Source organism: Actinomyces sp. Z16 (assembly GCF_003111765.1).
Classification (GTDB): domain Bacteria; phylum Actinomycetota; class Actinomycetes; order Actinomycetales; family Actinomycetaceae; genus Actinomyces; species Actinomyces glycerinitolerans.
This window is the reverse complement of sequence record NZ_CP027862.1, coordinates 1,598,438-1,625,418: the sequence shown is the minus strand read 5'-3', so window position 1 is coordinate 1,625,418 and position 26,981 is coordinate 1,598,438. Positions and strand designations below refer to the sequence as shown.

The 26,981-nt window shown below is 69.3% G+C and carries 25 protein-coding genes; 10 read left to right on the top strand and 15 right to left on the bottom strand.

Features of this window, described 5'->3' with window-relative positions; genetic code table 11:
* Positions 1-25: 25 nt before the first annotated feature.
* The 6 genes from C3B71_RS06685 to C3B71_RS06660 all read right to left on the bottom strand — a co-directional run bounded on the left by C3B71_RS06685 (position 26) and on the right by C3B71_RS06660 (position 9,918).
* Positions 26-1,078 (bottom strand): thiamine pyrophosphate-dependent enzyme, encoded by a 1,053-nt coding sequence (locus tag C3B71_RS06685; RefSeq protein ID WP_234416158.1) that lies wholly within the window; start codon positions 1,076-1,078, stop codon positions 26-28.
* Complete coding sequence (gene porA / locus C3B71_RS06680) at positions 1,075-2,283, bottom strand: pyruvate ferredoxin oxidoreductase (RefSeq protein WP_073332587.1); 1,209 nt, start codon at positions 2,281-2,283, stop codon at positions 1,075-1,077. Before porA ends, C3B71_RS06685 begins: the two co-directional genes overlap by 4 nt.
* Positions 2,273-2,905, bottom strand: a complete 633-nt coding sequence (locus C3B71_RS06675; protein ID WP_073332590.1) for a 2-oxoacid:acceptor oxidoreductase family protein — start codon at positions 2,903-2,905, stop codon at positions 2,273-2,275. Before C3B71_RS06675 ends, porA begins: the two co-directional genes overlap by 11 nt.
* Positions 2,906-3,471: 566 nt before the next feature.
* A complete protein-coding gene (gene acnA / locus C3B71_RS06670) occupies positions 3,472-6,168 on the bottom strand; it encodes an aconitate hydratase AcnA (protein WP_108966919.1) in 2,697 nt (898 codons plus the stop codon).
* Between the two features lie 202 nt (positions 6,169-6,370).
* Complete coding sequence (locus C3B71_RS06665) at positions 6,371-7,825, bottom strand: class I SAM-dependent RNA methyltransferase (protein ID WP_108966917.1); 1,455 nt, start codon at positions 7,823-7,825, stop codon at positions 6,371-6,373.
* Positions 7,822-9,918, bottom strand: coding sequence for an APC family permease (locus C3B71_RS06660; protein WP_108966915.1), 2,097 nt, complete (start codon positions 9,916-9,918; stop codon positions 7,822-7,824). Before C3B71_RS06660 ends, C3B71_RS06665 begins: the two co-directional genes overlap by 4 nt.
* Before the next feature lie 83 nt (positions 9,919-10,001).
* Between C3B71_RS06660 and C3B71_RS06655 the strand changes: the two genes are divergently transcribed.
* Complete coding sequence (locus tag C3B71_RS06655) at positions 10,002-10,667, top strand: potassium channel family protein (RefSeq protein ID WP_073332599.1); 666 nt, start codon at positions 10,002-10,004, stop codon at positions 10,665-10,667.
* A gap of 2 nt (positions 10,668-10,669) precedes the next feature.
* A complete protein-coding gene (locus C3B71_RS06650) occupies positions 10,670-11,395 on the top strand; it encodes a potassium channel family protein (RefSeq protein WP_083565900.1) in 726 nt (241 codons plus the stop codon).
* Here C3B71_RS06650 and C3B71_RS06645 read toward each other — a convergent pair.
* The 5 genes from C3B71_RS06645 to C3B71_RS15880 are packed head-to-tail and all read right to left on the bottom strand — an operon-like array spanning position 11,361 to position 13,653.
* Positions 11,361-12,047: a DUF3159 domain-containing protein gene (locus C3B71_RS06645; RefSeq protein ID WP_108966913.1), complete on the bottom strand. Its 687-nt coding sequence runs from the start codon at positions 12,045-12,047 to the stop codon at positions 11,361-11,363. The genes C3B71_RS06650 and C3B71_RS06645 overlap by 35 nt on opposite strands.
* A complete protein-coding gene (locus C3B71_RS06640) occupies positions 12,044-12,433 on the bottom strand; it encodes an OB-fold nucleic acid binding domain-containing protein (protein WP_210580714.1) in 390 nt (129 codons plus the stop codon). The genes C3B71_RS06645 and C3B71_RS06640 overlap by 4 nt, the downstream gene beginning before the upstream one ends.
* On the bottom strand, positions 12,430-13,128 hold the full coding sequence (locus C3B71_RS06635) for a DUF3710 domain-containing protein (RefSeq protein ID WP_073332604.1): 699 nt from the start codon (positions 13,126-13,128) through the stop codon (positions 12,430-12,432). The genes C3B71_RS06640 and C3B71_RS06635 overlap by 4 nt, the downstream gene beginning before the upstream one ends.
* Before the next feature lie 12 nt (positions 13,129-13,140).
* Positions 13,141-13,446: a DUF4193 domain-containing protein gene (locus tag C3B71_RS06630; RefSeq protein WP_073332607.1), complete on the bottom strand. Its 306-nt coding sequence runs from the start codon at positions 13,444-13,446 to the stop codon at positions 13,141-13,143.
* A 33-nt stretch (positions 13,447-13,479) separates the two neighbouring features.
* Positions 13,480-13,653 (bottom strand): hypothetical protein, encoded by a 174-nt coding sequence (locus C3B71_RS15880; RefSeq protein ID WP_159097656.1) that lies wholly within the window; start codon positions 13,651-13,653, stop codon positions 13,480-13,482.
* 101 nt (positions 13,654-13,754) lie between these two features.
* On the opposite strand from C3B71_RS15880, the gene sepH reads away from it, so the two are divergent.
* Complete coding sequence (gene sepH / locus C3B71_RS06625; protein ID WP_073332610.1) at positions 13,755-14,807, top strand: septation protein SepH; 1,053 nt, start codon at positions 13,755-13,757, stop codon at positions 14,805-14,807.
* A 51-nt stretch (positions 14,808-14,858) separates the two neighbouring features.
* Here the strand turns inward: sepH and C3B71_RS06620 are convergent, their stop codons facing one another.
* Both C3B71_RS06620 and C3B71_RS06615 read right to left on the bottom strand, forming a co-directional pair.
* On the bottom strand, positions 14,859-16,097 hold the full coding sequence (locus tag C3B71_RS06620; protein WP_108966911.1) for an alkaline phosphatase family protein: 1,239 nt from the start codon (positions 16,095-16,097) through the stop codon (positions 14,859-14,861).
* A complete protein-coding gene (locus tag C3B71_RS06615) occupies positions 16,094-16,696 on the bottom strand; it encodes a DUF5998 family protein (protein ID WP_073332615.1) in 603 nt (200 codons plus the stop codon). Before C3B71_RS06615 ends, C3B71_RS06620 begins: the two co-directional genes overlap by 4 nt.
* 81 nt (positions 16,697-16,777) lie before the next feature.
* Between C3B71_RS06615 and C3B71_RS06610 the strand changes: the two genes are divergently transcribed.
* The gene (locus C3B71_RS06610) at positions 16,778-19,321 is read left to right on the top strand and encodes a DNA gyrase/topoisomerase IV subunit A (RefSeq protein WP_108966909.1); all 2,544 of its coding nucleotides are present in this window, start codon (positions 16,778-16,780) and stop codon (positions 19,319-19,321) included.
* Between the two features lie 43 nt (positions 19,322-19,364).
* Here the strand turns inward: C3B71_RS06610 and C3B71_RS06605 are convergent, their stop codons facing one another.
* Positions 19,365-20,048, bottom strand: coding sequence for a hypothetical protein (locus C3B71_RS06605; protein ID WP_146752432.1), 684 nt, complete (start codon positions 20,046-20,048; stop codon positions 19,365-19,367).
* Here C3B71_RS06605 and C3B71_RS15875 point away from each other — a divergent pair.
* Complete coding sequence (locus tag C3B71_RS15875) at positions 20,038-20,292, top strand: hypothetical protein (RefSeq protein WP_146752431.1); 255 nt, start codon at positions 20,038-20,040, stop codon at positions 20,290-20,292. The two genes, C3B71_RS06605 and C3B71_RS15875, sit on opposite strands and share 11 nt — an antisense overlap.
* A 91-nt stretch (positions 20,293-20,383) precedes the next feature.
* On the opposite strand, the gene C3B71_RS06600 is transcribed toward C3B71_RS15875, so the two are convergent.
* Entirely contained in the window at positions 20,384-21,070 is a 687-nt protein-coding gene (locus tag C3B71_RS06600; RefSeq protein WP_146752430.1) for a hypothetical protein, read from the bottom strand.
* Positions 21,071-21,270: 200 nt separating this feature from the next.
* Here C3B71_RS06600 and C3B71_RS15870 point away from each other — a divergent pair, with 200 nt between their 5' ends.
* From C3B71_RS15870 to C3B71_RS06580, 5 genes are all read left to right on the top strand, one after another.
* Complete coding sequence (locus C3B71_RS15870) at positions 21,271-21,447, top strand: hypothetical protein (RefSeq protein WP_159097655.1); 177 nt, start codon at positions 21,271-21,273, stop codon at positions 21,445-21,447.
* A gap of 61 nt (positions 21,448-21,508) precedes the next feature.
* Positions 21,509-23,545 carry a hypothetical protein gene (locus C3B71_RS06595; RefSeq protein ID WP_108966903.1) on the top strand — a complete coding sequence of 679 codons (2,037 nt, stop codon included), beginning with the start codon at positions 21,509-21,511 and terminating at the stop codon, positions 23,543-23,545.
* A 272-nt stretch (positions 23,546-23,817) separates the two neighbouring features.
* Positions 23,818-24,276, top strand: coding sequence for a hypothetical protein (locus C3B71_RS06590; protein ID WP_159097654.1), 459 nt, complete (start codon positions 23,818-23,820; stop codon positions 24,274-24,276).
* Positions 24,277-24,455: 179 nt separating this feature from the next.
* Positions 24,456-26,243, top strand: a complete 1,788-nt coding sequence (locus C3B71_RS06585; RefSeq protein WP_108966899.1) for a hypothetical protein — start codon at positions 24,456-24,458, stop codon at positions 26,241-26,243.
* Positions 26,240-26,974: a hypothetical protein gene (locus C3B71_RS06580; RefSeq protein ID WP_146752428.1), complete on the top strand. Its 735-nt coding sequence runs from the start codon at positions 26,240-26,242 to the stop codon at positions 26,972-26,974. The genes C3B71_RS06585 and C3B71_RS06580 overlap by 4 nt, the downstream gene beginning before the upstream one ends.
* Positions 26,975-26,981 lie beyond the last annotated feature (7 nt).

Genomic DNA, 26,981 nt, shown 5'->3' with positions numbered 1-26,981 from the left:
GAGGTGGCGCCGGTGGCCTCGTCGTTCAGGACGGGTACCGCGTCGGGATGCCCCAGCAGGCCGTAGCGACGAATGTTGCGGTCGGCGAGGGCCTGGAGACGGCCGATCGTCTGCTCATCCTTGGTGGGGCGGAACAGGTGCGCGAAGCGGCGCTGGAGCACCAGGTAGTCCTCCACCGGCACCTGGCGGCGGATGGGACTGACCCCGGTGACCTCGCCGTGCTCGGCCTCGAAGACCGGGAAGAGCCCCGACTCCACGGCCAGTCGGGCGATGCGCACGGTGTGAGAGGACTTCGCCCCCAACCCAGGGGGCAGGGCACCAGCACGTGGATGTAGCGCGGACCGTGCAGGCCCATCGCGTAGGTGACCTTGCGTTCCAGATCGTGCAGGTCCGCGACGGTGGCCGTGGCCACGTAGGGGATTTCATGGGCCATGGCGATGCGGGGCACGTCCTTGCCCTGGCCGAACACGTTGCCCGGGGCGTCCCCCACCGCCTGCGTGGTGGCGGTACGGGCAGCCGGCGGGGTGGCGCCCGAGCGCTGGACCCCGGTGTTCATGTAGGCCTCGTTGTCGTAGCAGATGTACAGGACGTCGTCGCCGCGCTCGAACATGCCGGAAAGGCAGCCGAAGCCGATGTCGACGGTGCCGCCGTCGCCGCCCTGGGCGACCACGCGGATGTCGTCGCGTCCCTTGGCCCTCAGCCCCGCGGCCACGCCGGTGGCCACGGCGGGTGCGTTGCCGAACAGGGAGTGCAGCCAGGGCAGGCGCCAGGCGGACTCGGGATAGGGCGAGGAGAAGACCTCCAGGCAGCCGGTGGCGTTGACGGTGACCAGGCTGCCTCCGGCCCGCTCGGCCGCCGCCGTGGCGGCGTCGAGCACGTAGCGGGCTCCCAGCGCCTCCCCACAGCCCTGGCAGGCGCGGTGCCCGGAGGTGAGCGTGTTGTTCCGCTCCCGGCTGGACTGGAGGGAACGGACCTCCGGCAGGAGCCGGTTGCCGACGGCGAAGGAGCCGACCTGGTAGAAACGGGTTCGTCCGCCCGACTGCTGTGGTGCGGTGGTGGCGGTGGTCGACGTCGTCATGATGCTGCTCCTTCCGTGCGGGGGCCGACGGCCGCCAGGTGGGCGGCAACGGTGGCTTCATCCAGGTCCAAGAACTCCAGTGGGGCGAGCTCGCCGCGGTCGGCGCGGCGCAGCACCTCCACCAGGGAGGCCGAGGTGATGTCGCGGCCTCCCAGGCCCGCGGCGACCGTGGTCAGGGTGACCTCGCCGGCGCGGTTCCAAAGGACGCGGCGCAGGTCCTCCTCGACGATGCCGCCGCGTCCCAGGGAGAAGGCGCGCTCCAGGCTCACCACCCGCTTGGCCCCGGCCAGCGCGCGCGCCATGGCGGCCTCCGGGAAGGGCCGGAAGGAGGTCAGTGTCACCAGGCCCACCGGCACGCCGTCGTCCCGCAGGGCGTCGACGGCGTCCTTGAGCGTACCGGTGACCGAGCCCAGGGCCACCACCACGGTTTCGGCTCCCTCGGTGCGATAGGTGTGCAGGAGGCCACCGGACTGCCTGCCGAAGGCCGCGGCGAACTCCCGGCCCACGCGCTCAACCACCTCAACGGCCGCCTGCTGCTTGCGGTGCGCCAGGTAGCGGACCTCGGTGAAGGCCTCGGGCCCCACCATGGCGCCGATGGTGACGGGATCCTCCGGGTCGAGCGTCTGGACGGGCTGGAACGGGGGCAGGAAGGCGTCCACCTGCTCCTGCTCGGGAACGTCCACGCGTTCGACGGCGTGGGTGAGGACGAAGCCGTCCATGCAGACCATGACCGGCAGGCTCAACTCCTCGGCAATGCGGAAGGCCTGAACGTGCAGGTCGGCGGCCTCCTGGTTGTCCGCGGCGAAGAGCTGCAGCCAGCCGCTCTCGCGCTGACTCATGGTGTCGGACTGATCGTTCCAAATGTTGATGGGACCGCCGATGGCCCGGTTCGCCACGGTCATGACGATGGGCAGCCCCAGGCCGGAGGCGTTGTAAACCGCCTCCACCATGTACAGCAGGCCCTGGGAGGCGGTGGCCGTGTAGGCGCGGGCACCCACGGCGCTGGCGCCGATGGCAACGGACTGGGCGGCGAACTCGGACTCGACGTTGATGTACTCGCAGTCCAACTCACCCACCTTGACCAGCCGCGATAGCTCCTCAACGATGTGCGTCTGGGGCGAGATGGGGTAGGCGCACACCACATCCGGACGGCAGGTGGCGACGGCTGCCGCCACCGCCTTCGATCCCTCAATCTCACGCAGCACCGGCGTCCTCCTCCTGATCGTGGTTGGTCCCGGTCTGGGACTCGGAGACGTTGCCGGCGAGCTTGTCCGCAACGATCTTGTGGGCGGCCCGGGCGGCGGCAATGTTTCGCTCACCGACCTTTCCCGGGAAGCGGTCTGCAATGGCGGCGCACACGGCCTCGATGCCGAGTACGTCGGTTACGGCGGTGAATGCCCCGAGCAGGACGGCGTTGGGCAGGGGCCGTCCCAGGTGCTCCATGGCCAGGTCCGTGGCCGGCACGGTCAGGCGGTGCTCCGGGGGAACGGCGGCCACCGTGGCCGGGTCCAGGTCAAAGCTGTCAAAGGGCTTGGCGGAGTTGATGAGCGCATAGCCCCCCGGGCGCAGACCGGCGAAGACATCGATGGCACCCAACAGGGTGGGATCTTGGATGATGACGGCATCCGGGGTGAGGACGGGCTCGTGGGCGCGGATCGGGCGGGTGTCGATCCGGCAGTAGGAAACCACCGGCGCTCCCGTGCGCTCAGAGCCGAAGGACGGGAAAGCCTGGGCGTAGCGGTCCTCCTTGAAGGCTGCATACGCCAACAGGTCGGACGCAGTGACTACCCCTTGGCCACCCCGACCGTGGATACGGATCTGGAACATTTGGCCTCCTTGCCCGGTGCCTGTTCGGCGCCGCGTTCGCTCAGATCCGACTTTAGGACGCCGTGTCGGATTCGTGAGCGCGCTCATATACGGCGATCCACCGGAACGCGGATTTGTCCGCACAATTAGGAGCGTTGAGCGGAGCTGCGCAGCCGCCCCTCGCCCGGGCCCGCGCACGCCGTCGCCACGGTCCCGACGCGCGCGGCGCACCCACCGCGGCCACGGCCGCGGCCGCGCAATTTCGCCATTCTTCCAGCCTGTTCCGAGACTCCATGCAGTCCGGCCCGGCGGCCCGTGCGCGGCCTGAACAGACGCGGCGGACCGCACCTGCGAGGCTGCATTCGGGCCGAGTCGCCACAGCCGGAAACGTCTGCGTTCAGCTCCCCCGACTCGCGCAAACCACGGGCGGGGGACCCGCCGCAAAAGCCGCGTGACCGCACCAAAAAGGCAACTTAGCCTTTCCGTAATTTCCGAGTGCGAGGTCGCGCCCCGCGCCCGGCGAACCGAGCTCACGCACGGGGCCGTCCAGGGTCACCTCCACCCGCAGGCCTCCGCGCGAAGGCTCGCTACCGCTGCTCGCCGCGGGCCAGCCCGCGCAGCACGTACTGCAGAATCCCGCCGTTGCGGAAGTAGTCCGCCTCCCCGGGAGTGTCGATGCGTACGGTCGCCTCGAACGTGACCTGCTCGCCGTCGTCCCGCCGGGCGGTGACCGTGACCGTGCGGGGGGTGACGCCGTCGTTGAGGGCGGTCAGCCCGGTGATGGAGAAGGTCTCGGTGCCGTCCAGGCCCAGTGAGGCCGCCGACTGGCCGACGGGGAACTGCAGCGGCGCCACGCCCATGCCGATCAGGTTGGAGCGGTGAATACGCTCGAAGGACTCGGCGATGACCGCCTTGACCCCCAGCAGGGCCGTGCCCTTGGCCGCCCAGTCGCGCGAGGAGCCGGAGCCGTACTCCTTACCGCCCAGCACCACCAGCGGCACGCCCGCGGCCTGGTAGGCCTGGGAGGCGTCGAAGATCGACTCGGTCTGGCCGGTGAGGAAGTTGCGGGTGTATCCGCCCTCCACGCCGTCGAGCAGCTGGTTGCGCAGGCGGATGTTGGCGAAGGTGCCGCGGATCATGACCTCGTGGTTGCCGCGGCGCGAACCGTAGGAGTTGAAGTCCGCTCTCGCCACCCCACGGGCGGCCAGGTAGCGGCCCGCCGGGGAGTCGGCCTTGATGGCGCCTGCCGGGGAAATGTGGTCGGTGGTGACCGAGTCGCCCAGCAGGGCGAGCACGCGGGCTCCGGTCACGTCCTCCACGGGGGTCAGCTCCATGGTCAGGCCGTCGAAGAAGGGGGCCTTGCGCACGTAGGTGGAGTCCTCGTCCCAGGTGAAGGTCTCCCCCTCCGGGGTGTCCAGGCCCTGCCAGCGCGCATCGCCGGCGAAGACGTCGGCGTAGTCGCGCGTGTACATCTCCCGGTCGATGGTGGCGTCGATGACGGCCTGCACCTCGGTGGGGTCGGGCCAGATGTCGGCGAGGAACACGTCCCGGCCCTCGCCGTCCTGGCCCAGCGGCTCGGTGGCGAAGTCGAAGTCCATGGTGCCGGCCAGGGCGTAGGCGATCACCAGCGGCGGGGACGCCAGGTAGTTCATCTTCACGTCGGGGTTGATGCGCCCCTCGAAGTTGCGGTTGCCGGACAGCACCGACACGACGGTGAGGTCGGCATCATTCACCGCGGCCGACACCTCGGCGGGCAGCGGCCCGGAGTTGCCGATGCAGGTGGCGCAGCCGTAGCCGACCAGGTTGAAGCCGAGCTCGTTCAGGGCGGGCCACAGCCCGGCCTTCTCGTAGTAGTCGGTGACCACCTGGGAGCCGGGGGCGGTGGAGGTCTTCACCCACGGCTTGGAGCGCAGTCCCTTGGCAACGGCGTTGCGGGCCAGCAGCCCGGCCGCAACCATCACCGACGGGTTGGAGGTGTTGGTGCAGGAGGTGATCGAGGCGATGGCGACGTGGCCGTGGTCGAGGGTGACCTGCGTGCCGTCCGCGAGCGCGACCGGCGTGGGCTTGTGGGGCTCGGCGGCATACGTCGGCAGGGTCTTCTCGAAGGCGGCCTTCGAGTCGGACAGCTCGATGCGGTCCTGCGGCCGCTTGGGGCCGGCGATGGAGGGCACCACGGTGGACAGGTCCAGCTCCAAGTACTCGGAGTAGACGGCCTGTCGGGACGGGTCGTGCCACAGGCCCTGCGCCTTGGTGTACTCCTCCACCAGGCGGATGTTATCCTCGGAGCGGCCGGTCAGGCGCAGGTAGTCCAGGGTGACGTCGTCGATGGGGAAGATGGCGGCGGTGGAGCCGAACTCGGGGCTCATGTTGCCGATGGTGGCGCGGTTGGCCAGCGGCACCGCGGCCACGCCCTCGCCGTAGAACTCCACGATCTTGCCGACCACGCCGTGTGCGCGCAGCATCTGGGTGATGGTGAGCACCACGTCCGTGGCGGTGGCCCCGGCGGGAATGGCGCCAGAGAGTTTGAAGCCGACCACGCGCGGGATCAGCATGGACACGGGCTGGCCGAGCATGGCGGCCTCCGCCTCGATGCCGCCCACGCCCCAGCCGAGCACGCCCAGGCCGTTGACCATGGTGGTGTGGGAGTCGGTGCCCACGCAGGTGTCCGGGTAGGCCTGGGTGACGGGGGCGCCGTCGGCCCCGGCGGTCTGGCGGGTGAAGACGGTGCGGGCCAAATGCTCGATGTTGACTTGGTGGACGATGCCGGTGCCCGGCGGGACCACGCGGAAGTTCGCCAGGGCGCCCTGTCCCCAGCGCAGGAACTGGTAGCGCTCGGCGTTGCGCTCGTACTCGCGCTCCTTGTTGTGCTCCAGGGAGCTGGGCAGGCCGAAGGAGTCGATCTGCACGGAGTGGTCGATGACCATCTCCGCGGGGGCCAGCGGGTTGATGACCTCCGGGTCGCCGCCCAGCTCGGCCACGGCCTCGCGCATGGTGGCCAGGTCGACGATGCAGGGCACGCCGGTGAAGTCCTGCATGATCACCCGCGCCGGGGTGAACTGAATCTCGGTGTCCGGCTCGGCCGCGGGGTCCCAAGAGGCGAGCGCGCGCACGTGGTCGGCGGTGACATTGGCGCCGTCCTCGGTGCGCAGCAGGTTCTCCGCCAGGACCTTCAGGGCGTAGGGCAGGCGGTCCAGGCCGTCGACGGCGTCGAGCCGGAAGATCTCGTAGGGGCGGCCGTCCACGTCGAGGGTGGCGCGGGAGTGGAAGGTGTCAAGACTCGTCAAGTTCGTTCCTGTTCATCCTGGTGCGCGGGCGCGCAGGGGCGGCTGGACCGCACGCGGCTGGTGGTCTGCCGGCCACGTTAGCGGATACGGCGTCATTCGGTGTCAACCCGGAGAGCCCCGCCGTGCGTGCGCCGCCGCATACGCCACGCGCGGCTTACGAAAACGGCGGTCGGCGCCCGCACGCGGCGGGGGCCCGCACCGGTCAGCCGCGTTCCAGCACCGCGATGGTCTCGAAGTGGTGGGTGTGGGGGAACATGTCCAGGGCGCTTATCGCGGCCGGCCGGTAGCCGGCGCGCAGGAAGGTCCCCAGGTCGCGGGCCAGTGCGGCCGGGTCGCAGGCGACCAGCACCACCCGGCTCGGGTTCAGGGCGGCGACGGCCTGGATCACCTCGCGACCGGCGCCGCGGCGGGGCGGGTCGAGTACGACGACGTCGGCGCCGCCGGCGTTCTCGAAGCGGCCCAGTTGGGCCACCGCCGCGGGGGTGACGCGCCCCACCGACAGCTGGGCGCCGTCGTAGTCGTGCAGGGTACGGCGGGCGTCGCCGACGGCGCGCGCATCGCCCTCCAGGGAGTGGACCTGTCCGGTCAGGGCTACCAGCGGCAGGGTGAACAGGCCGGCCCCGGAGTACAGCTCGAGCACGCGGGTGCCGGCCGTGCGCGCGGCGTCCAGCGGTTCGTCGCCGGGCCGGGTGCCGGCGGCCGTCGGGGTCTCGGCGAGGGCGGCGCGCACCACCCGGTCGACGAGTACGGTCGGCGCCTCGCGGTGTGCCTGCCAGAAGCCGTCGGCGTGCACCGAGTAGTGCAGCCGTCCCAGGCCCAGGCCGGTGGCGTCCACCGCCTCGCCGACGCGGCGGCGGCCGGTGGAGTGGCCGGCGGCGGTGAGCACGGTGGGGGCCTGCCCGGGGGCGTCCGGGTCCTCCAGCAGCACCAGCGGATCGCCGTCCGAGGGGGCGACGGCGGTAATGCGCATGCCGGGGCGGAAGTGCTTGCGCCACAGGGCCCGCTCGGTCAGTCCGAGGTCCTGGATGGCCTGCACCGCCAACGGCAGGGAATGCACGGGCAGGACGGTGCCGCTGCGGAAGGCGTGCATGCCGGCCGCGCCGGCGTCGGTGACGGCGAGCGACACGCGCGTGCGGGTGCCGGCGCCGGCGCGCTCGCGCACCCGCGGGTTCGGGTCCGCTTCGGCCGCCGCGTCGCCGGGCATTGGCTCAACCGATACGGCTCCCCCCGCGGCGCCGGGCAGGGCGGTCACGGCGTCCACGACTTCTGCTCCGCCGATGCGGCGCAGGCAGTCGGCCAGCACCCAGCGCTTCCAGGTGCGCTGAGCGGGCAGGGCCACGTGGGACAGTTCGCCGCCGCCCACGCCCCCGGGGCCGGCGTCCTGCCACAGGGGACGCACCCGGTCGGGGGAGGCGGTCAGTACCTCCACGGCGTCGGCCCGCCAAATCTTGGAGTTCTTCTCCGTTATCACCGCCCGCACGGTTTCCCCAGGCAGGGCGTGGCGGACGAAGATGACCCGGCCGGAGGGGTCGTCCACGGGACGGGCGACGCAGTGGCCGCCGTGGGCGGGGGCGCCGACGGCGAGCGTGACGTACTCGGGTGTGGCGGGTGCGGGGGCGGGTCGCCGGGGCGGGGCACTGCGGCGGTGGGGGCTCATGCGTTCTCCTGCGTCTTCGAGTGTTCGGGCGAGGTGGGGGACTCCAGGGTGGTCAGCCGGTTGGCGTGCGCATGGCGGGTGGCCTCGTCGGCGTCCGCGATGCCGCGCGGGGTCGCGAACCGCATGCCGTGGCGGATGTGAGTTTCACCGGGAAGGCCCAGCTGCCACGGCACTGAGGCGACCACGACGCCCGGGGTGAACAGCAGGGCGGTCTTCAGGCGCAGCGCCGTCTGATTGTGCAGGGCCTGTTCCCACCAGTGCCGTACCAGATACTCGGGCAGGAAGACCACCACCAGGTCGCGGGGGGATTCACGCCGCACGCTGCGCACGTAGGAGATGATGGGGCGGGTGATGTCCCGGAACGGGGAGTCGAGCACCGTCAGCGGCACCGGCAGCTCGGCGTCCTCCCAGTCGCCCAGGAGCCGTTCGGCGGCGCCGTCACCGGTGTCGACGGTGACGGCCTCGATGGAGGTCGGTTGGGTGGACAGGGCGTAGGTCAGGGCGCGCAGGGTGGGCCGGTGCAGGCGGGAGGCGAGGACGATGGCGTGCACGTGTGCCGGCAGCAGGCGCGCGTCGTGCAGGTCGGAGATGGCGATCTCCTCGGCCACGCGGCGGTAGTGCCGACGGATGGCGTTCATGACCAGGTAGAGGACCGCCATGACGCTCAGCGTGATCCAGGCACCGCGGGTGAATTTGGTCAGCAGGACGATCACCAGCACGGTGCCGGTACCGACCACGCCGATGCTGTTGACGATGCGGGAGCGGCGCATGCGCCGGCGGGCGCCGGGGTCGGTGGCGGTGGCCAGTTCCCGGTTCCAGTGGCGCACCATGCCGATCTGGGAGAGCGTGAAGGAGATGAACACGCCCACGATGTACAGCTGGATCAGCCGGTTGGTGTTGGCCTGGAAGCCGACGATGAAGGCGATGGCGCCGGCCCACAGGACGATGATCCCGTTGGAGTAGGCCAGCCGGTCGCCGCGCTGGGACAGTTGGCGGGGCAGGAACTCGTCGCGGCCGAGCACGCTGGCCAGCACCGGGAAGCCGTTGAAGGCCGTGTTGGCTGCCAGCACCAGGATCAGACCGGTGACCACGGTGACCAGGTAGAACATGGGCAGGAAGCGGGCGAACACGGTCGCGGCGATCTGCCCGATCACCGGATCCTGGTGGTAGCCCGTGCCCAGTGGCACGCCGTCGTCGAGCAGCTCGGTGGCGGGGTTCTCCACCATGTGCACGCCGACGGCACCGGCCAGATGCACCACGCTCATGAGCATGGCGGCGGCGATGATGCCCAGCAGCAGCAGAGTGGTGGCGGCGTTCTTGGACTTGGGCCGGCGGAAGCTGGGCACGCCGTTGGAGATGGCCTCAACACCGGTCAGGGCGGCGCAGCCGGAGGAGAAGGCCCGCAGGATCAGGAAGGCGCCGGCCAGGCCCGTCAGGCCCTGGTCCCAGCCGGACTGGGCAACCACCTCATAGCCGGCCGACGGCGCCTGCCCGAGGGTGCCGGTGAGCTCCTGGATGAAGCCGACCACGGCCATGACCCCGACCGCCCCCATGTACAGGTAGGTGGGCAGGGCGAAGGCGCCGCCGGACTCGCGGCTGCCGCGCAGGTTGATCAGAGCCAGCAGGGTGACGATGCCCACCGCGATCTCCACCTTGTAGGCGGCCAGCGCGGGGACGGCGGCGACCAGGTAGCCGGTGCCGGAGGAGATGGACACGGCGACGGTGAGCACGTAGTCACTCAGCAGGGCGGAGGCGACCAGCAGGCCGGCCCGGTGGCCGAGGTTGGTGGAGACCACCTCGTAGTCACCACCGCCGGAGGGGTAGGCGTGGACGGTCTGCCGGTAGGAGGCGACCACCACCACGAGCACACCCACCACGGCCAGGGCGATCCAGGGCGACAGGGCGGTAGCGGCCAGGCCCGCCGCCGCCAGGGTGACGAGGATCTCGTCGGGGGCGTAGCCGACGCTCGAGAGGGCGTCGGAGGCGAACACCGGTAGGGCGATCCGTTTGGGGAGGAGGGTCTCCCCCAGGGCCCGGCTGGGCACCGGACGACCGACGAGAAGCCGCTTGACGCGGTCGGCGAAGTCACGCACGGACGACGATGCTACGTCCGCCTCCCGCCCGGGCCAAGCCTCCCGCCCACCGGGGCCCACGTCGACGGAGTACCGTTCCCCTCGTGCACTTCGTCATCATGGGCTGCGGCCGGGTGGGGGCCTCCATGGCCTCGCAACTGGACCGCATGGGACATTCGGTGGCCATCATCGACCGGAACTCCGACGCCTTCAGGCGGCTGCCGGCCGACTTCAATGGTCGTAAGGTCAAGGGCATCGGCTTCGACCGGGACGCGTTGGAGCAGGCGGGCATCGACGAGGCCTACGCCTTCGCCGCCGTATCCAATGGGGACAACTCCAATATCATCGCCGCCCGCGTGGCCCGCGAGCTGTTCGGCGTCGAGCATGTGGTCGCCCGCATCTATGACCCCACTCGCGCCGACGTGTACGAGCGGCTAGGCATTCCCACCGTGGCGACGGTGCGGCAGACGGCCGAGCACATGATGCGACACGTGCTTCCCGGCGGGACGGCGCGGGAGTTCATGGACCCGTCCGGCGCCGCCGGGCTGGTCCAGCCCGACATCTCCCCCGCCTGGGTGGGCACCACGGTCGGCTCCCTGGAGGAGCGGCTCGAGGTGCGGGTGGCCTGGATCTCCCGCGGCTCCGGGGTCGTCATCCCACAGGCGGGAACCATCATCCAGGAGCACGATCGCCTGCACCTGGCGGCCACCACCCAGCAGCTGCCGGCCATGCAGCGCGCCCTGTCCCGTCCGCCCGCCCAGGAGGTTTGAGCGTGAAGATTCTAATTGCCGGAGCCGGCTCGGTGGGCCGCTCGATCGCCCGCGAACTGATCAGCCACGGCCACCACGTCACCTTGATGGACCGTGCCCCCGACGCCATGCGCATCGCCTCCGTGCCGGAGGCGGACTGGCAGCTGGCGGACGCCTGTGACCCGGGTTCTCTGGCCGACGCGGGCGCCGGCGATTGCGACGTCGTCGTCTCCGCCACCGGGGATGACAAGGTCAACCTGGTGGTCTCCCTGCTGGCCAAGACCGAGTACGGGGTGCCGCGCACGGTCGCAAGGGTGAACAACCCGAAGAACGAGTGGCTGTTCGATGACACCTGGGGTGTGGACGTGGCGGTCTCCACCCCGCGCATTATGACGGCCCTGGTGGAGGAGGCGGTCAGCGTCGGCTCGTTGGTGCCGGTGTTCACCTTCCACCAGTCCGGCGCCATCATGCACGAGTTGACGCTGCCGGACGACTCCCCCGTCATCGGCGAGCTGGTCAGCGACGTTGAGCTGCCGCCGCACACGGTGCTGGCGGCGATCCTGCGCGATTACCGGCCGATCCGGCCGGGACGCGACGACCGCTTCGAGCGGGGCGACGAGCTGCTGTTCCTCACCGCCCGGGCGGGTGAGGCGGCGCTGAGCGAGGTGCCGGCCATCTTCACCACCATCGACGAGCCGGTGGCCGAGCCCGACGTCAACGCTGAGGGTGGGGCTGCGGAACTGGCCTGAGCGTCGGGTTGACGATCAGCCAGACGAACCACAGGGTCAGGGCGAACAGGGGCAGGCCGAGCAGGAGCCGGGCCACGCCGAGGGCGCCCACGGCCGCCTCACCGGCCAGGTATAGGGGCAGTTCCACCGCCAGGCGCAGGGCGAACATGGCCGCCAGGATGCCGGTGCCGACCGCGTAGCGGCGGTGCGCGTCGGCGGCGGCGGCGGGCCGGGACTCGCCGGCGGCGGCGTGCCAGGCGTCCAGCAGCAGCCCGACCAGGGGGCGGCGCACCAGCAGCGAGCCGCCGGTGACCGCCAGCCAGCAGGCGTTGATGACCAGTCCGGTGGCGTAGAAGTTCGTGGCGCTGCCCGAGCGCCACGCCCACAGGGCGCTGACGACGGCCAGGGCGGCACCGCCGAGCACCTGGGTGAGCCTCTGGCGGGCGCACAACCGGGCCACCAGGGCGACGGCGCTGACCGCCAGGGAGGCTAGCAGGGCCGGCGCGAGGGCGTGGGGGCGCGCGGCGAGTACGCAGACGAACACCAGGGTGGGGGCGGCGGATTCCAGGATGCCGCGCCAGCCGCCGACCGCGGCGGCGGCGTCGAAGCGGTCGGTGTCCAGGGCGCCGAGCCCGCTGCGGGTGGCCGGGTCGGTGTCGGGCCGCTCGCTCATGCGTCCTGCCCGAGGAGCTCGTACACGGGGTTGTAGATGCTGGGGCGGCTGTGGCCGGCCACCACCATGCCCTCGGCGCGCAGGTGGGTGCCCGGAGCGATACCGGCGATGGCGCGTCGACCGATCCAGATCAGATCCACCGAACCGGTGCCGTCGAACAGCCGGCCCACCAGCACGGGCTTGGCGGAGGCGGGCCGGTAGGTGACGGCGCGCAGCACGCCGGACACGCAGGCACGCCGACGGGGCGTCAGGTCCCTGATGAGAGTCGTGCCGCGCCGGGAGGCGGAGTCCTGCTCGTCGGCGGCGGCCAAGTCCTCGCGGCTGGCGCGTAGGGAGCGCACCCGGTCGGTCAGACGGCTTCTGAGCGAGCGGGCGGGTCGACTCACCGGACCTCCGCAATGGTCGGGCCGGGCTGCAGCGGATCCAGGCCCGGTAGATCCTCGGCTTCCGGCGCCTTCGTGACGCCGGGGGCGTGCAGGGGCAGGATCTCGCGTGGAGGCCGGGCGGCGCCGTCCCGCACCACGACGGTGTTGGCGAATACCTCGCGCAGGGGGCGGGCGGCGTCGGCGTCGGTGGCTGCGGGCCCCTGGAGGACGCCGCGCAGGAACCAGCGCGGCCCGTCCACGCCAATGAAGCGGGCGGCGACGGTGGCGGCCCGCCCCTCGGGGGTGCGCACGGGCACCTGGGCGAGGATCTCGGTGCCCCACTCGCCGTCGACCACCTCATAGGTGGCCTTCGCGCGGGACAGTTCGGCGGTGATGTCGGCGCGCAGCTCCTCCCAGATGCCGGCGGTGCGGGGGGCGGCGAAGGCGCGCAGCTCCAGGGTCGAGCCGCCCAGGATGAGGACCGCGGCGGATGCGTCCGCATCCCGACCGGCGCGCTCCATCCGGATCTGCATGCCGTCGACGGCGGGCACGCGCAGGGCGCCCAGGTCGATGCGGCCGGCGGGGGCGGAGTCGGCGGGAACGGCGTCGACATCCCAAGGTCCGGTGCCGGCCTCCACCGGCTCCTCCGGAACGGACTCCTCCTGGGCGGCTGCCTCGCCTCCGGCGTCGTGGTGACGGCGGGAGAACAGGCCCATCAGTACCTCCTATCAGCCGGCGCAGTCCGTGCACACGGGCAGGCCGGTCTTGTCATCGACGTAGGCGAGCGAACTGCGGTGGTGCACCAGGAAGCACTCCGAGCAGGTGAACTCGTCCTCCAGCTGGGGGACGACATGCACGCTCAATTCCTCCCGGGACAGGTCGGCTCCGGGAAGTTCAAAGCCCTCGGCGACTTCGTTCTCGTCCTCCTCAATCGCCTCCGAGGACTGGTCCTTCTGACGAGCCGTGAGCTCCTCGATGGAGTCCGCTTCGGGCTCGTCGTCGTTCTTGCGCGGGGCGTCGTAGTCGGTTGCCATAGCCTCGTCACTTTCTGTTGTGGACGGCTCTGCCTAGGGCTCCCGGGCAGCGTCGGGCTGCCGGGAACGGCTCCCGCTCAATGAACGTGCGCCGCCCCAGGGAGCCAGGGCACGCGCACCATAGCACCAGGCGGCGGCGGCGGGAACCGGCTGATCGGGCCAGCAGCAGCGGCTGTGGGCGAACAGGCGGCGGCTGGTGGATGCCACGCGGCCCCGCCTCCCGGACACGGGGCGGCTTAGATGGCACGCTGAGCCCTGTGCGGCCCGCCCGCCTCGGGCCGCGGGGGACTGTAAGGAGGCCCACGTAAATGATCGAACTCGAGCTGCTGGGCGCCAACGGCGACACCATCGTCATGACCGACGCACGCGGTGAGCGCTACAGCATCGTCGTCGACGACGCACTGCGGGCCGCGGTCAGACGCGCGCGCCCCGCGGCCACGGCCCCCACTCCGCCTCCGCCCTCCCCCGGCCAGACCGTCCGCCCCCGGGAGCTGCAGGCACTCATGCGCGCCGGCGCGAGTGCGGAGGAGGTCGCCTCCGCCACCGGACTGGACGTCGAGCACGTGCGCCGCTTCGAGGGGCCGGTCATCGCCGAACGCCTGTGGGCGGTGCAGCAGGCGCAGGCCTGCCGCATCGGCTGGGAGAAGGACTCCCCCGTGCTGGGCGAGCTGGCCGTGGACCGGCTGGCCACGCGCGGCGTCGAACCGGACAGCCTGGAGTGGGATGCGCTGCGCGAGGGACGCGAGCCATGGCAGATCATCCTTACCTTCGTGCAGGGCGCGCAGGCGAAGCGGGCGCGCTGGGAGCTGGACCTGACGGCCCGCTCCGTGTCGGCCCTGGACGACGAGGCCCGTTGGCTGACGGAGGCCGGAACCGGACGCCGACCGGCCGTCTTCGACCAGGACTCCGCCGCACCGGGCGCGGCCTCCCCGGCGTCGGCGCGTACCCCGGCCGCGGCCCCGGAGCCGCCGGCAGACTCCACCGAGGCGCTGCTGGCGGACCTGGCCTCCAACCGTGGCCGCCGAATCGAGACGCAGGCCCCCGAGGAGGATGACACCACCGCGGCGCAATCAGAGAGCCCGGCACCGGACACTCCCGCCCAGGGGCAGGCGCAGGTGGTCTCCATGTCGGAGCGGCGCCGCGCCCACACCGGCAACCATCCGGCGGGCAGCCGACTGCACGCCGCCCCCACGGCCCCCACTCCGAAGCAGGCGGAGTCCAGTGACGCCTCCGGTGACGCTGCCGCCACTCAGGACGCCCTCCCGGAGATGCCGGCGGCGCCCGCGCCCAAGCCCAAGCGGCGTTCCCGCCGGTCGGTGCCCTCCTGGGATGAGATCGTCTTCGGCGCCAAACCGGAGTAACCGTCCGCACTCCCCCAACAGGGGCGCGTGCCCGCCCCGGGCCTCCAGACTTCAGGCCCGAGCCAGCAGGAGCGGCACCGTCATTTCGGTGTCCGTAAGGGAGCCGTGCACGCCCGGCATGGCGATTGCGCTCTCGGAGTGGACGCGCGGGTCGACCACCACCCAGTTGTCGGCCATGGCCACCAGCACGTCCCCCAGGACGCTTTCGGCGCGCTCCCCCACCGGGCCCAGCAGGCCGGCGGCCTCCCGGCGAGTACCCACCCACGCGGCCCGCTCCCCCAGCACGCTGCGCCAGCGGTCGGCGACCGCCGCGGCCGCCTCCGGGTCGGAGTGCGGCACGTACAGCTGAGTGAAGCGCGGCTCCCCGGCGACCGCGACCACGTCACGAGCCAGGGCGGGGTGCGCGGTCAGGTCGAGGCGGTGCGCGGCGTCGGTGTCCACCATGCCGTGATCCGCGGTCAGCAGCACGCGGGTGCCCGTGGGCACGCGTCGCAGCAACTCCGCCATGGTGACGTCCAGTCGTTCGAGCTGACGCAGCCACTGTTGTGAGCGCCAGCCGTGGCGGTGGCCGGCATGATCGAGTTCGCCCACGTACAGGTACACCAGGGGCACGCCGCGCTCCAGGGCGCCGGCGGCGAGCGCGGGCCGGTCCTCCATGCGGTCGGCGCCCAGGTGCGCCGGGCCGCGCAGGGCCGCCTCGGTCAGCCCCGACCCGGCGAAACGAGCCGGGCCGATGGTGACGGCGAGCGAGGTGGGCCCGGCGGCGCGCGGGCCGGCGGCGAGGCGCTCGAACACGGTGGGCACGTCCTGCCAGCGGCGCGGGTCGGGGGCGGTGCCCTCCCAGGTGATCAGGCACAGGTTCTGGGCGGCGTCCGGGGTGGTGTCACCGGGCAGGTCGCGGCCCACGCGCGGGTTGAGCACGCTGTAGCCGACCATGCCGGTGACCCCGGGCAGCGCGCCGGTGCCCAAAGTGGTCAGTGCGGCGGCCGTGGTCGAGGGGGCACAGGTGCGGGCGACGCCCCCACCGGGGGTGGATTCGGCGTCGCCCAGCCAGGCACGCAGGGTGGGGGCGTGTCCGCGACGCTCCTGGAGCTGCCGCCACCCGAGTCCGTCGACGAGGACGACGACGACCCCTGCGCGGGTGTCGGCGTCTGGATTGGCCAATCCCCAATCGGTGGCGGCGGACAGGGCCTCGGCGGCGGTGATCGCCCCCGGTGGTCCCGCCTGCAGCGTCAGCCCGGCGCCGACGGCGGCAGCGGCCAGTACCTGGCGCAGCTGTGGAGTGCTCATGCGTGTGCCGCCGCCCGGGCGGTGGCGGCGGACAGGACCCGGGCGAAGTGTTCGGCGCGGGCCAGGGCCTCGTCGCCCTCGACGCCGGCGGCCACACGCACCACGATGTCGTCGGGGACGGACACGCCGGTCAGGCCGTGGTCGGCCTGGCATTCGGGGTCACCGCAGGCGGCGGGCTCCAGGTCGATGCGGCGCACCGAGCCCCAGGCCAGGGCGAGGGTCATTTCCGTGAGCCGGCCCCCGCCGTTGGCCGGCTCGGACACGCCGCGAGTCAGGCCCACGGAGTTGATGCGGGAAACGGGCACGGCCTCGCTGGTGGCCAGGGCCCCGGGCAGGCCGTCCTCGCGGGGGGCGTCGTCCACATGGACGATAACCAGGCGGGTGGAGGTCAGGGCCAGAACGGTCAGGTGCCGGTGGACGGCGTCGTCGAACACGGTCTCGGCCTGCACCAGGTCCGCGAGGATCTCCTCTCCCGCGACGGCCGTGTTCAGGGTGCCGAGCACGAGTTCTGGGTAGTAGCCGGCGCGGGTGACTTCGTCGACCAACGACATCGGGGTGGGGGCCTCATCCCCGGGGCGAGCCTGTGCAGTCCACGTCATGGGGCAGATCATGCCATTGTTGCCGCCGCACCCGGGTGTCGTTGCCCCCTTGGCGAAGCCGCGGCGGGCCACAATGCGACTATGCCGAAGTCCGCCCCGCCGACGCCCCCGCCCACCGACCATCTCATCGTCGAGCAGGACCTGCCCACGGAGATGCGCACCTCCTTCCTGGAGTACGCCTACTCCGTCATCTACGCGCGCGCCCTGCCGGATGCCCGGGACGGGCTCAAGCCGGTACAGCGGCGCATCCTGTTCCAGATGGACCGGATGGGACTGCGCCCGGACCGGCCGCACGTGAAGTCCTCCCGCGTGGTCGGCGACGTCATGGGGCGGCTGCACCCGCACGGGGACGTGGCCATTTATGAGGCGCTGGTGCGGCTGGCGCAGCCCTTCACCATGCGACTGCCGCTGGTGGACGGGCACGGCAACTTCGGCTCCCTGGACGACGGCCCCGCCGCGCCCCGCTATACGGAGGCGCGGCTGGCCGCACCCGCCCTGTCGCTCACGGCGGACATCGACGAGGACACGGTCGATTTCGCCCCCAACTACGACTACACCCTCACCGAGCCGGAGGTGCTGCCGGCGGCCTTCCCGAACCTGCTGGTCAACGGCGCCTCCGGCATCGCGGTGGGCATGGCCACCAATATGCCGCCGCACAACCTCACCGAGGTGGTGGCGGCGGCCAGGCACCTGCTGGCGCATCCGGACGCCACCCTGGAGGAGCTGATGGCCTTCGTGCCGGGGCCGGATCTTCCGGCCGGCGGCATGATCGTGGGCCTGGACGGGATCCGGGAGGCCTACCGCACCGGCCGCGGCAAGTTCTCCACCCGCGCCACGGCCCGCATTGAGAACATCACCGCCCGCAAGAAGGGCATTGTGATCACCGAGCTGCCCTACCTGGTGGGGCCGGAGAAGGTGATCGCCCGCATCAAGGAGACGGTGTCCTCCAAGAAGCTGCAGGGCATCACCGATGTCGCGGACCTGACCGACCGCAAGCACGGCACCCGGCTGGTGATCGGGGTCAAGAACGGCTACAACCCCGAGGCGGTGCTGGCGCAGCTGTACCGGCACACGCCGCTGGAGGACTCCTTCGGCATCAACAACGTGTGCCTGGTGGACGGCCAGCCGCGCACGCTCGGCCTGCGGGAGCTGCTGGACGTATTCGTCCGCCACCGTTTGACGGTGGTGGAGCGGCGCACCCGGTTCCGCCTGGGCAAGCGACGCGAGCGCCAGCACCTGGTGGAGGGCCTGCTGATCGCGATCGTCGACATCGACGAGGTCATTCAGGTGATCCGCTCCAGCGAGGACGCGGCCACGGCCCGCCGGCGACTGATGCAGGTGTTCGACCTGTCCGAGCCGCAGGCCAACTACATCCTGGAGCTGCAGCTGCGGCGCCTGACCAAGTTCTCCGTGATCGAGCTGGAGAAGGAGCGCGACGAGCTGGCGGCCGAGATCGCCGAGCTGGAGGCGATTTTGAACGACGAGTCGCTGCTGCGTGACACCGTGTCCCGCGAGCTGGCGGCGGTGGCGGAGGAGTTCGGCACGCCGCGGCGCACCGTGCTGCTGGAGGCTGCGGGCACGGGCGCGGGGGCGCTGAACGGCGGCGTGGGCGCGCCCGGTGGTGCCGGTGGCGGCGCCTCGCAGGCGATGCGACAGGCCGCCGCGGTCAGCCTGATGGCAGGGGCCGGGGAGGTGCCGTTGACGGTGCCGGATGACCCGTGTCGGGTGCTGCTGTCTGCCACCGGGCTGGTGGCCCGTGTGGGTGGGGCGGAGCCGGTGCCGCGCTCGGGCGGGCGGCAGCGCCATGACGCCCTCGTCTCCCAGGTGGCGACGACGGCGCGCGGGCACGTCGGTGCGATCACCGATACGGGTCGGCTGGTGCGCATGGAGGTGTTGTCCACCCCGGAGGTGCCGCGCCTGGAGGGGGCGCCGTCTCTGGCCGGCGGGCAGCCCGCGCGGCTGCTGGCGGATGTCGAGCCGGACGAGCGGATCGTGGGCCTGGTGCCCATCGGCTCCCCCGGAGATACGTCTGGCACCCCGATTGTGCTGGCCACCGCCGGCGGCGTGGTTAAGCGGGTGAAGCCGGGGAGCGAGCCCAAGCACGGCGATGCCTGGGAGGTCATCTCCCTGGCCGACGGCGACCGCGTGGTCTTCGCCGGGGTGGCCGCGGACTCCGACATGCTGGCGCTGGTGACTTCCGATGCCCGCCTGTTGCGCTTCGAGGCCGCCAAGGTGCGTCCGCAGGGGCGCGGTGCCGGCGGCATGGCGGGGGTGGCCCTGCATGAGGGCGCCCGCGTCGTCGCCGGAGCATCCGTGCCCGTCGACCTGCTGGCCGAGGCCGTGGTGGTCACAGTCGCGGACGGCGCGGGGGCGCTGCCTGGGACCGGTTCCGGTAGTGTCAAGGTGACCCCGCTGGACCGTTACCCGGCCAAGGGCCGGGCGACCGGGGGCGTGCGCGCGCAGCGCTTCCTGCGCGGCGAGGATCAGCTGGTGCTCGCCTGGGTGGGGGTCGGTCCGGCCCGGGCCGTGGGCAGTGGCGGCCAGCCGGTCGACCTGCCGGACCCCGACGAGCGTCGGGACGCCTCCGGCACTCCCCTATCCGCGCCCATTGCCGGGATCGGCTGAGCGGCATCCCGACCTCCCGCCCCGTGCCGGGGCGATGCACGACCTAGGGCTGGCGGGTGTTGGTGTTCAGGGCCTGGATCTCAGCGACTGGGATCTCAACAGTGCTGGTAGTGGTCAGGGCACCCAGGTAACCCGAACGATCCGTAGTCGACTTCCACGACGCGCTGTACTGGACATCGACATTCATCGGGGTAGTGCCGCCCAGATGAGCGCTGGAACGGTCGAATACGATAACGCAGTCGGTGCCCTTAGCATCGTTAGCAGGAGTCCACGGAATCCCGAAGCCCGTGCAATCGGCCTCGGCGTCCTGCGCCGAAAGATCCAGCCCCGACGATGTAGCAATAACCGTCACGCTGGTCGAGCCCACCGCGGCAACAATCTCCACCCGCGTAGGTGTATCCGCCGTAGCCCACACCCAGGTATCAAAACCGACAACAGTCGCTTGGGACTCACCGATCGTAGGATTCCGGTCAATGCTAGGAGACGGAATGTCCGCGCTCACGCTCGTCCACACCGCAGACGCCAACGCGGCCGGATCTACCTCAGAGTCCGGAGGGCCCTCGCCCTCGGCCACCCACACGTGCCACGGGTGCTCTGCGTTGAACTCCCGTGCCGCCTCAACGTAAGCGTCTTGATCCGCAAAGGCCGACTCGTCGCAGTAGCGCGTCCACCAGCGCCCCGTGGTGTCGTCTACATAGTCCTCCCAGCCCGGGTACATGGCGGCCACCGCCCTGTTCGCCTTCTCATCGCCGAATCCGCCAATGAACTCGGCCGCTTCCGCTCCCGTACGGCCAGGCTTGTATCCGCACGACGGCGCCACCGACGTCACCTGCGAGGCCGTAGACGTTACGGCATCCGCAGCCCCACCGCTGGCCATCGTGTACGTCACCGTCACCGACGCCTCCAGCGAAGCCCCGCCATCGGACGACTGCGTACCACCAACCGACACCGCGGGACCAGACTCGCTGTGACGCTCACCGACCGCATACGCGGCCGAAGCTGGGAGAGCGGCCGACAACACCATCAACATGACCAGCAGGGCTCTGAGTCCGGTATCCTTATTCACCGGTCCTCCCCCGTAGTGCACTCATCCCAGGACAACGCCGTCTCCTCATAAGCGAGCCATTCGCCCTCTGAACCAGGAGCCATTTGTGTGGAGTACTCCACCCGATTCTGCGTGGCAGGGTCGGTGATGTCGTTGCCGTCAGCGTCCACATCCGTCATCTCTGTACGATCTACACACGTGGTGATGTTTGCGAGTGTGCCGTCGTCGGTGACGGTCACCTCGCTGATTCCGACGCTGACCGGGGGGTTGGAGTGCTCGCCGTTCAGGTTCGAGTAGTTCTCATAGATCCGATCCAACAAGTCCCCGGTGGCGACCAGGGCGACGTCGTCAATGCCCTCCCCGGTGAACCAGACCCGCCAGGTGGCCTTGTCGTAGGCCACGTAGTCCGCCAGCACCTGCGCCTGCGCCTCGTCGAGATCCTCCGGGATCGACACCACGTAATAGCCCAGTTCCGCATCGGTCAGCGACTCCGCGCTCACCACACCGGCCGCGGAAGCAGACGCTTCGGCCGAGGCGGATGCCTCCGCTGCCGCCGCCGACGCAGCCGCATCCTCCGAGGCCATCGCCTCCGGATCAAAAGTCGGGATGTCCAGGCCGCCCTCGTCGGAGCCGGACGAGCATGCCATCAGGGACGCCCCCGCCAGCAGCACGGCCCCCATTACCGCGCCGGCCCGCTTACGCACACCAAACCTCATCAGGAACCTCCCAGGAACATCGCGCACGGGAAAATCACAATTTGACCATAGCAGCCATCGGAGTGCGCTACCAGACCCGATAGAACCTCAAACAAGACGGTTGCGTGAGCTGGCGCACACCCATCCTGCGTAACGACACGGTACAGTAACGGCAGCTTTGTTCCTCGAACCCTGCTGGGAGGCCATGCATGTGCGGCGACGCTGACAGCACCGATGGGGATCTTCAGAAGAACCTCTACCGGGACGCCATCGGGGACCACTCCTCGGATCTCAATGCGGCGATTGCCTTCTCCCTTACTCCGCCTAACGGCTTCGGTCATGTCTGTACGAAGGTGTGTCAAGACGTGGCAGCGGCCTGGGAGTGAGGCTCCGTCTGCCACGCAATGGTGGATATTTCCTGGCCCTGTTTGAGGAGGATGTGCGGTCATGACGTTGGTCAAGGTCAATATTGAGGATCTGCGTTCCGCGGCCACCTCTCTGTCCGGTCTTGCGGACAGTGTGGAGGACTTGTATGACACCAGCGCGTCGGAGGGACGCAGACTGTACCTGTCGACGTCGTCCCTGGCGGAGGTTCCTGGTTACGTGGAAAGCCTGCAAGACGAGTCGACCTTCCTGTCGGCGAAGGTCGACTGGATTGTGCTGATCAACTCCGACAGTGAGGGCAACCTGCCCGAGTCCGGGGAGGTGAGCTACGAGGTCGATGGCGAGGACCCGGACACCCTGGAGGAGATGGAGACCGCTCTTGGCGAGGCGATCGCGTCTCTCGGCACCGACATCGCTACCTCCGATTACGAGAAGGGCGATCCGCGCCTGGAGCCCCTGAGCAAGTATCTGGACACGTGGGGCGGCAACGAGAACGTTAATGCTGCCCTGTTCAGCAGTCTGGGTCCCGATGGGACGCTGGCGCTGACCGAGGCGGTGGGTAACCATGTGGGCCTGGCCTACGGTGCCAGCGACTCCGAGAGCGAGATGGCCCAGAAGACACTCGCGCAGCTCAAGGAGGGACTCGAGATCGCTACCAAGCAGTGGGAGCCGGACTACGCCCAGCAGTTCGGTGCCGACCTGGTGGAGGCAGCAGCGTACCCGGATCCTGACTCCTCTTACTACCGGCTTGAGAACCGCAATGAGTCCCTAACCTACCTCCTGTACGACACCACCGCAGGCAATAAGTTCATCCTGGGTACGGCGGAGAAGATGGATGAGCTACAGCACGAGGCCGACGAACGCGGCATGCCGAGCCCATGGAACTGGGGGACGCCGTCACGCTTCCTCCCAGCAATGATCAACGAGGCGGACGAGGCCTGGGCCCTGGACATTCCCTCGATCATCATGCACGACCTGGGAGGCCACCCCTACGCTTCCTACGAGTTCTTCTCCGGCGACGATGGTCGGGTCGACTACTGGGCGGGCCAGTACGCCTATGACAGCGGTGATCTGTCCGGTATCGCTGCCGCCCTGGACTCCGCCTCGACCTCCCCGTACCTTATGAGAGCCCACAAGCAGGAAACGGCCAGCATTGCCGCGCGCGGCCTTGAGGCCCTCGCGGGCCGGGACGACTTCGGCGTCGAACGCAGCCAACGGGGAGTCGAGGGAGCCCAGTCACTTGAGCACATCCTTGAGACCTACATGGACTCCCTGGTCGACACTTATGCGGACTCACTTAGCAGACCCGGAGGAAGCGATCTGACCTACGACCTCACCACAGCAGCCGGCCAAACAATCGCCGACAGTCCCTGGTTCAGCGAGGAGACATTGGATGCGGTACTCGGAGTCGTCGGTCGCGACGGACAGGCCCTCATCGACCTGCGCACCGCCGTCAACAGCGCCGAACTCAAATCAGTGCCCCAAGGAACCACCCGTGACCAGCTTACTGTAATTGCAAATGACTGGGGCGCCACCGAGGGCGGCATAGCCAATGCCATTGGTACCGGCGCCATTGACGCGGAGAAATCAAACGATGAGTATGCGCAGGCCTGGATCGATCTGGCAGGCAAGCCCGCCTCCGAGCTAGCAGGCCTGATCAAAACCTTCGCCCCACCGGGAACCACCAAGGGTGCTGGCTGGGCCTCGGACGCCCTGATCAACCACCTCCAGCAAGAGGCAAGCAACACTTGGGCGAGCAATGCGGACGCAGAAACTGACAGGCAGGAAGTCATTGCTGACGAGGCTTACCGCTCCTACATGCGCAGGCTACTTTGGGCGGCTGATACCGCTGGCCTAAACGGATACCAAGACCCCAATTCCGGCCAAGAGCTGAACAGTGACAGCATCACCAGCGTTCAAGAGCCGGACGGCACCTACAGACTCATCACCCCGCAAGAATACGAACGTCTGAGCGACGAAGACAAGGCAACTGCGGACACCCAGCTGGAAAGCCTAGCGAAGAGCGCAGATGGAATGGGAACCGCTAGCGCCAACGTCAAGACCCACTTCGATCAGCAGTTCCAGGAACGCTACTCATGAGCCACACACATAGCTTTCGATCATTCTTGATTCTGGCGCTAGCGACAGGCATGTTAGCTGCATGCGGTCACGGTGGCACCGATCAGGAGGCGACCGCCACCCCGGAGCCAATCCCCGCCACCGCCCTGACACTCGCGGACATCCCCGGAGCAACCACACAGGCCGCCTACCACGGAATACGCATGGAAGTGCTCTGCAGAGGTATCGAAGAGGGCATTCGGAGTATTGCTCTGTCGTTAGAGCCGGACCACCCAGTCACCATCGGGTACGAAGTGGGCGATGCCACGGTTTATGAGACACTCACCCTCGGCTTGAACACTATATGGCCCAACGGGCGTTTCGCCGGTATTGCCAAGGATATTGCCGCTTGCGACGGCACTGAACTCACCACCCAGTACTGGCCCGAAGACATAATACAGTCCGGAGAGGGCGTCTTTCACGCCACTGCGGGTCTGCCGGACACCCTGGCGGGCTTCACCATCACCACGACCGGTGAGGATGGCGCCCAGCATCATATTGAGCGCATCTACGCCGCCGTCACCACCAACAACGGCGAGCACCCCGGCATCATCGTGCTGACCACCGTGTCCAACACCGACCAACCCGCAACACCAGCGCCCCTGGACCTGCTCGACGCCGCCCTCCAACGCGCCGATGCGACCCTGGACCCCACCGCCATCACCACCGACCTCGGCCCCCACACCACACCCCAACCCACCAACACCCCTTAGCGGCGAAGACAGCGCAGGAGCATTGAGGCACGATATGGTAACGGGTGCCGGCATCCAGTCCCGCCGGGACGGCACGCCAGTGTTGTGGACGCCAAACAGCTGCCAGTGATAGATGAAAGGTTGTCGTGACCGGTTCCACCGACACACCGAGCCACCACTCTCGACGCATATTTCTCCGTATGTCGCTCGCCGCCTTGCCGGTCGCGGCTTCGCTGGCCGCCTGCCATGACAAGCCAACCACCTCCGTGGATGCGATTCCACTGGATGGCTTCACCACCGCAGTCCTCCGACAGGAAGATGCCGACGAGCTCACCCTGGGCAAGCTGAGCAGTTTTCTGGAAACCTCGTGCGACGACTCCGATGCCCTCGCTGCCATGTTCAGTGGTCTGGGTGCCGATGGGACGCTGGCACTGACCGAGGCGGTGGGTGATCATGTGGGCCTGACCCACCGGGCCAGTGACGCCGAGAGCGAATTGGCCCGGAAGACATTGGGCCAGTTGAAACGATCCCTGGGAGCCGCGTCGAAGAAGTGGGAACTGGGCTATGCCCGGCGGTTCGGCGCCGACCTGGTCGAGGCGGCGGCGTACCCGGACCCCGCCTCCCTCTACTACCAGCTCGGCAACCGCAACGAGTCCCTGGCATATCTCCTCTACGACGCCAGTGGAGCCAACGACGAGCTCATCCTCGGCGCAGCCGACAAGATGGACCGAATCCAACGGCAGGCGGCAGCAGCGGGGTACCCACACGATTGGGCGTGGAACGGCCGACCACGCTTCCTTCCGGGCATGGTCGAGGAGGCCGACGAGGATTGGGCCCACGACATCCCCACGATCATCATGCATGACCTGGGTGCCCACGGCCGCGCCTCCTACAAGTTCTTCACCGGCGACGATGGCCGCGTTGAGTACTGGGTCGGTGAGCACGTCTACGACGGCGACCTGTCCGGCATCGCCGCAGCCCTGGACTCCGCCTCAACCACAACCGACTTCATGACGATCGATCGTCAGGCGTGCGCGAACGTTGCCGCATTCGGCATCGAAGCCATGGCGCGCCGGAAGGACTTCGGCGTCAAGCGCGTCAAGCACGGCAAGCGCGGTGTTGAAGGTGCACAGTCCCTCGAACACATCCTTGAGGCCTACATGGATTCCCTGATCGTCTCTTACGCCACCGGGGGTTGGGAATACCCCGGCACCTACACCCTCACCACAGCAACCGGCCAAAAGATCCCGAACAGCCCCTGGTTCAACCGCATGAGCCTAGACGTGATTCTAGGGGTTATCGGCCGCGACGGCCGAGCTATGATCCACCTGCGCACCGCTGTCAACAACGCGGAGCTCAACTCACTACCGCCAGGCAGCGACGAAGAAGACCTGACGATCTTTGCCGACTATTGGGCCGAGGTTGAAGGCGGTACTACAAATGCCATCGGTACGGGAGGTATCCGGGGAGCGGCAAATCCGGACTACCGGTTCGCTCAGGCGTGGACTGATCTGGCTAACAAGCCCGCCTCCGAGCTCGCCGAGCTCGCCCAACAATGTGTCTCCGACGCCTTTGACAATGCAGCCGTGTGTGACTCAAGCACGCTGATTGACCTGCTGAAGGACGACACCAGCCTCTGGCGGAACGGTGACGACAATACCGACGAGAAACGGCGAGCCATCAGAAATGCAGCCTACTCCTCCTACATGCGCCGCATGCTCTGGGCTGCCGACGCCGCGGGCCTCAACGGCTACCAAGACCCCGACTCAGGCCACACTCTCGACAGTTATTCCACTGCCACCGTCCAAGATCCTGACGGCACCTACCGACTAATTACACCGCAAGAATACGAACATTTGAGCGACGAGGAGAAAAAGAGAGCGAACACCGAACTAGAGATGCTGGCCGACACCCCGGGATGCATGGGTGATGCCGTCGGCGAAGTGAAGAACAGTTTCGATCAGCAATTCCAGGAACGCTACCCATGAGACGCGCGCGTAGTCTTCGATCGTTCTTGCCGCTGGTCCTGGCGTCCTTCCTCCTTGCTGGTTGCGGTCACGGTGGCGCCGGTCAGGAGGCGACCGCCACGCCGGAGCCCATCCCCACCACCGCCCTAACGCTCGCAGACGTCCCCGGAGCAACCAGCCAGGCCGCCTACCCCGGAAAACGTGTGGAAGTACTCTGCGGGGGCATCGAGCCCAGTGTTCACGGTCTCGTTCTACTGTCTGACCCCGATCACGCGGTCACCGTCGAGTATGAAGTGGGCGACGCCACGGTGTATGAGACTCTTGCCCTCGCCCTGACCACTATAAGGCCCAACGGAAGCTTCGCGAGCATAGCCGAGGACATTGCCGCTTGCGATGGCACCAAAGAGGAGACCCAGTTCTGGTCCGTGGGTCCACCCGAATCCGAGACCGGCGCCTTCCACGCCACTGCGGGTCTGCCGGACACCCTGGCAGGTTTCACCATCACCACGACCGGTGAGGATGGCGCCCAGCACCATATTGAGCGCATCTACGCCGCCGTCACCACCAACAACGGCCAAGAGCCCGGCATCATCGTCCTGACCACCGTATCCAACACCAACCAACCCGGCGCACCCGCGCCCCTAGACCTACTGGACGCCGCCCTCCAACGCGCCGACGCCACCCTCGACCCCACCGCCATCACCACCGACCTCGGCCCCCACACCACCCCACACCCCACCAACACCCCTTAGCATCAGG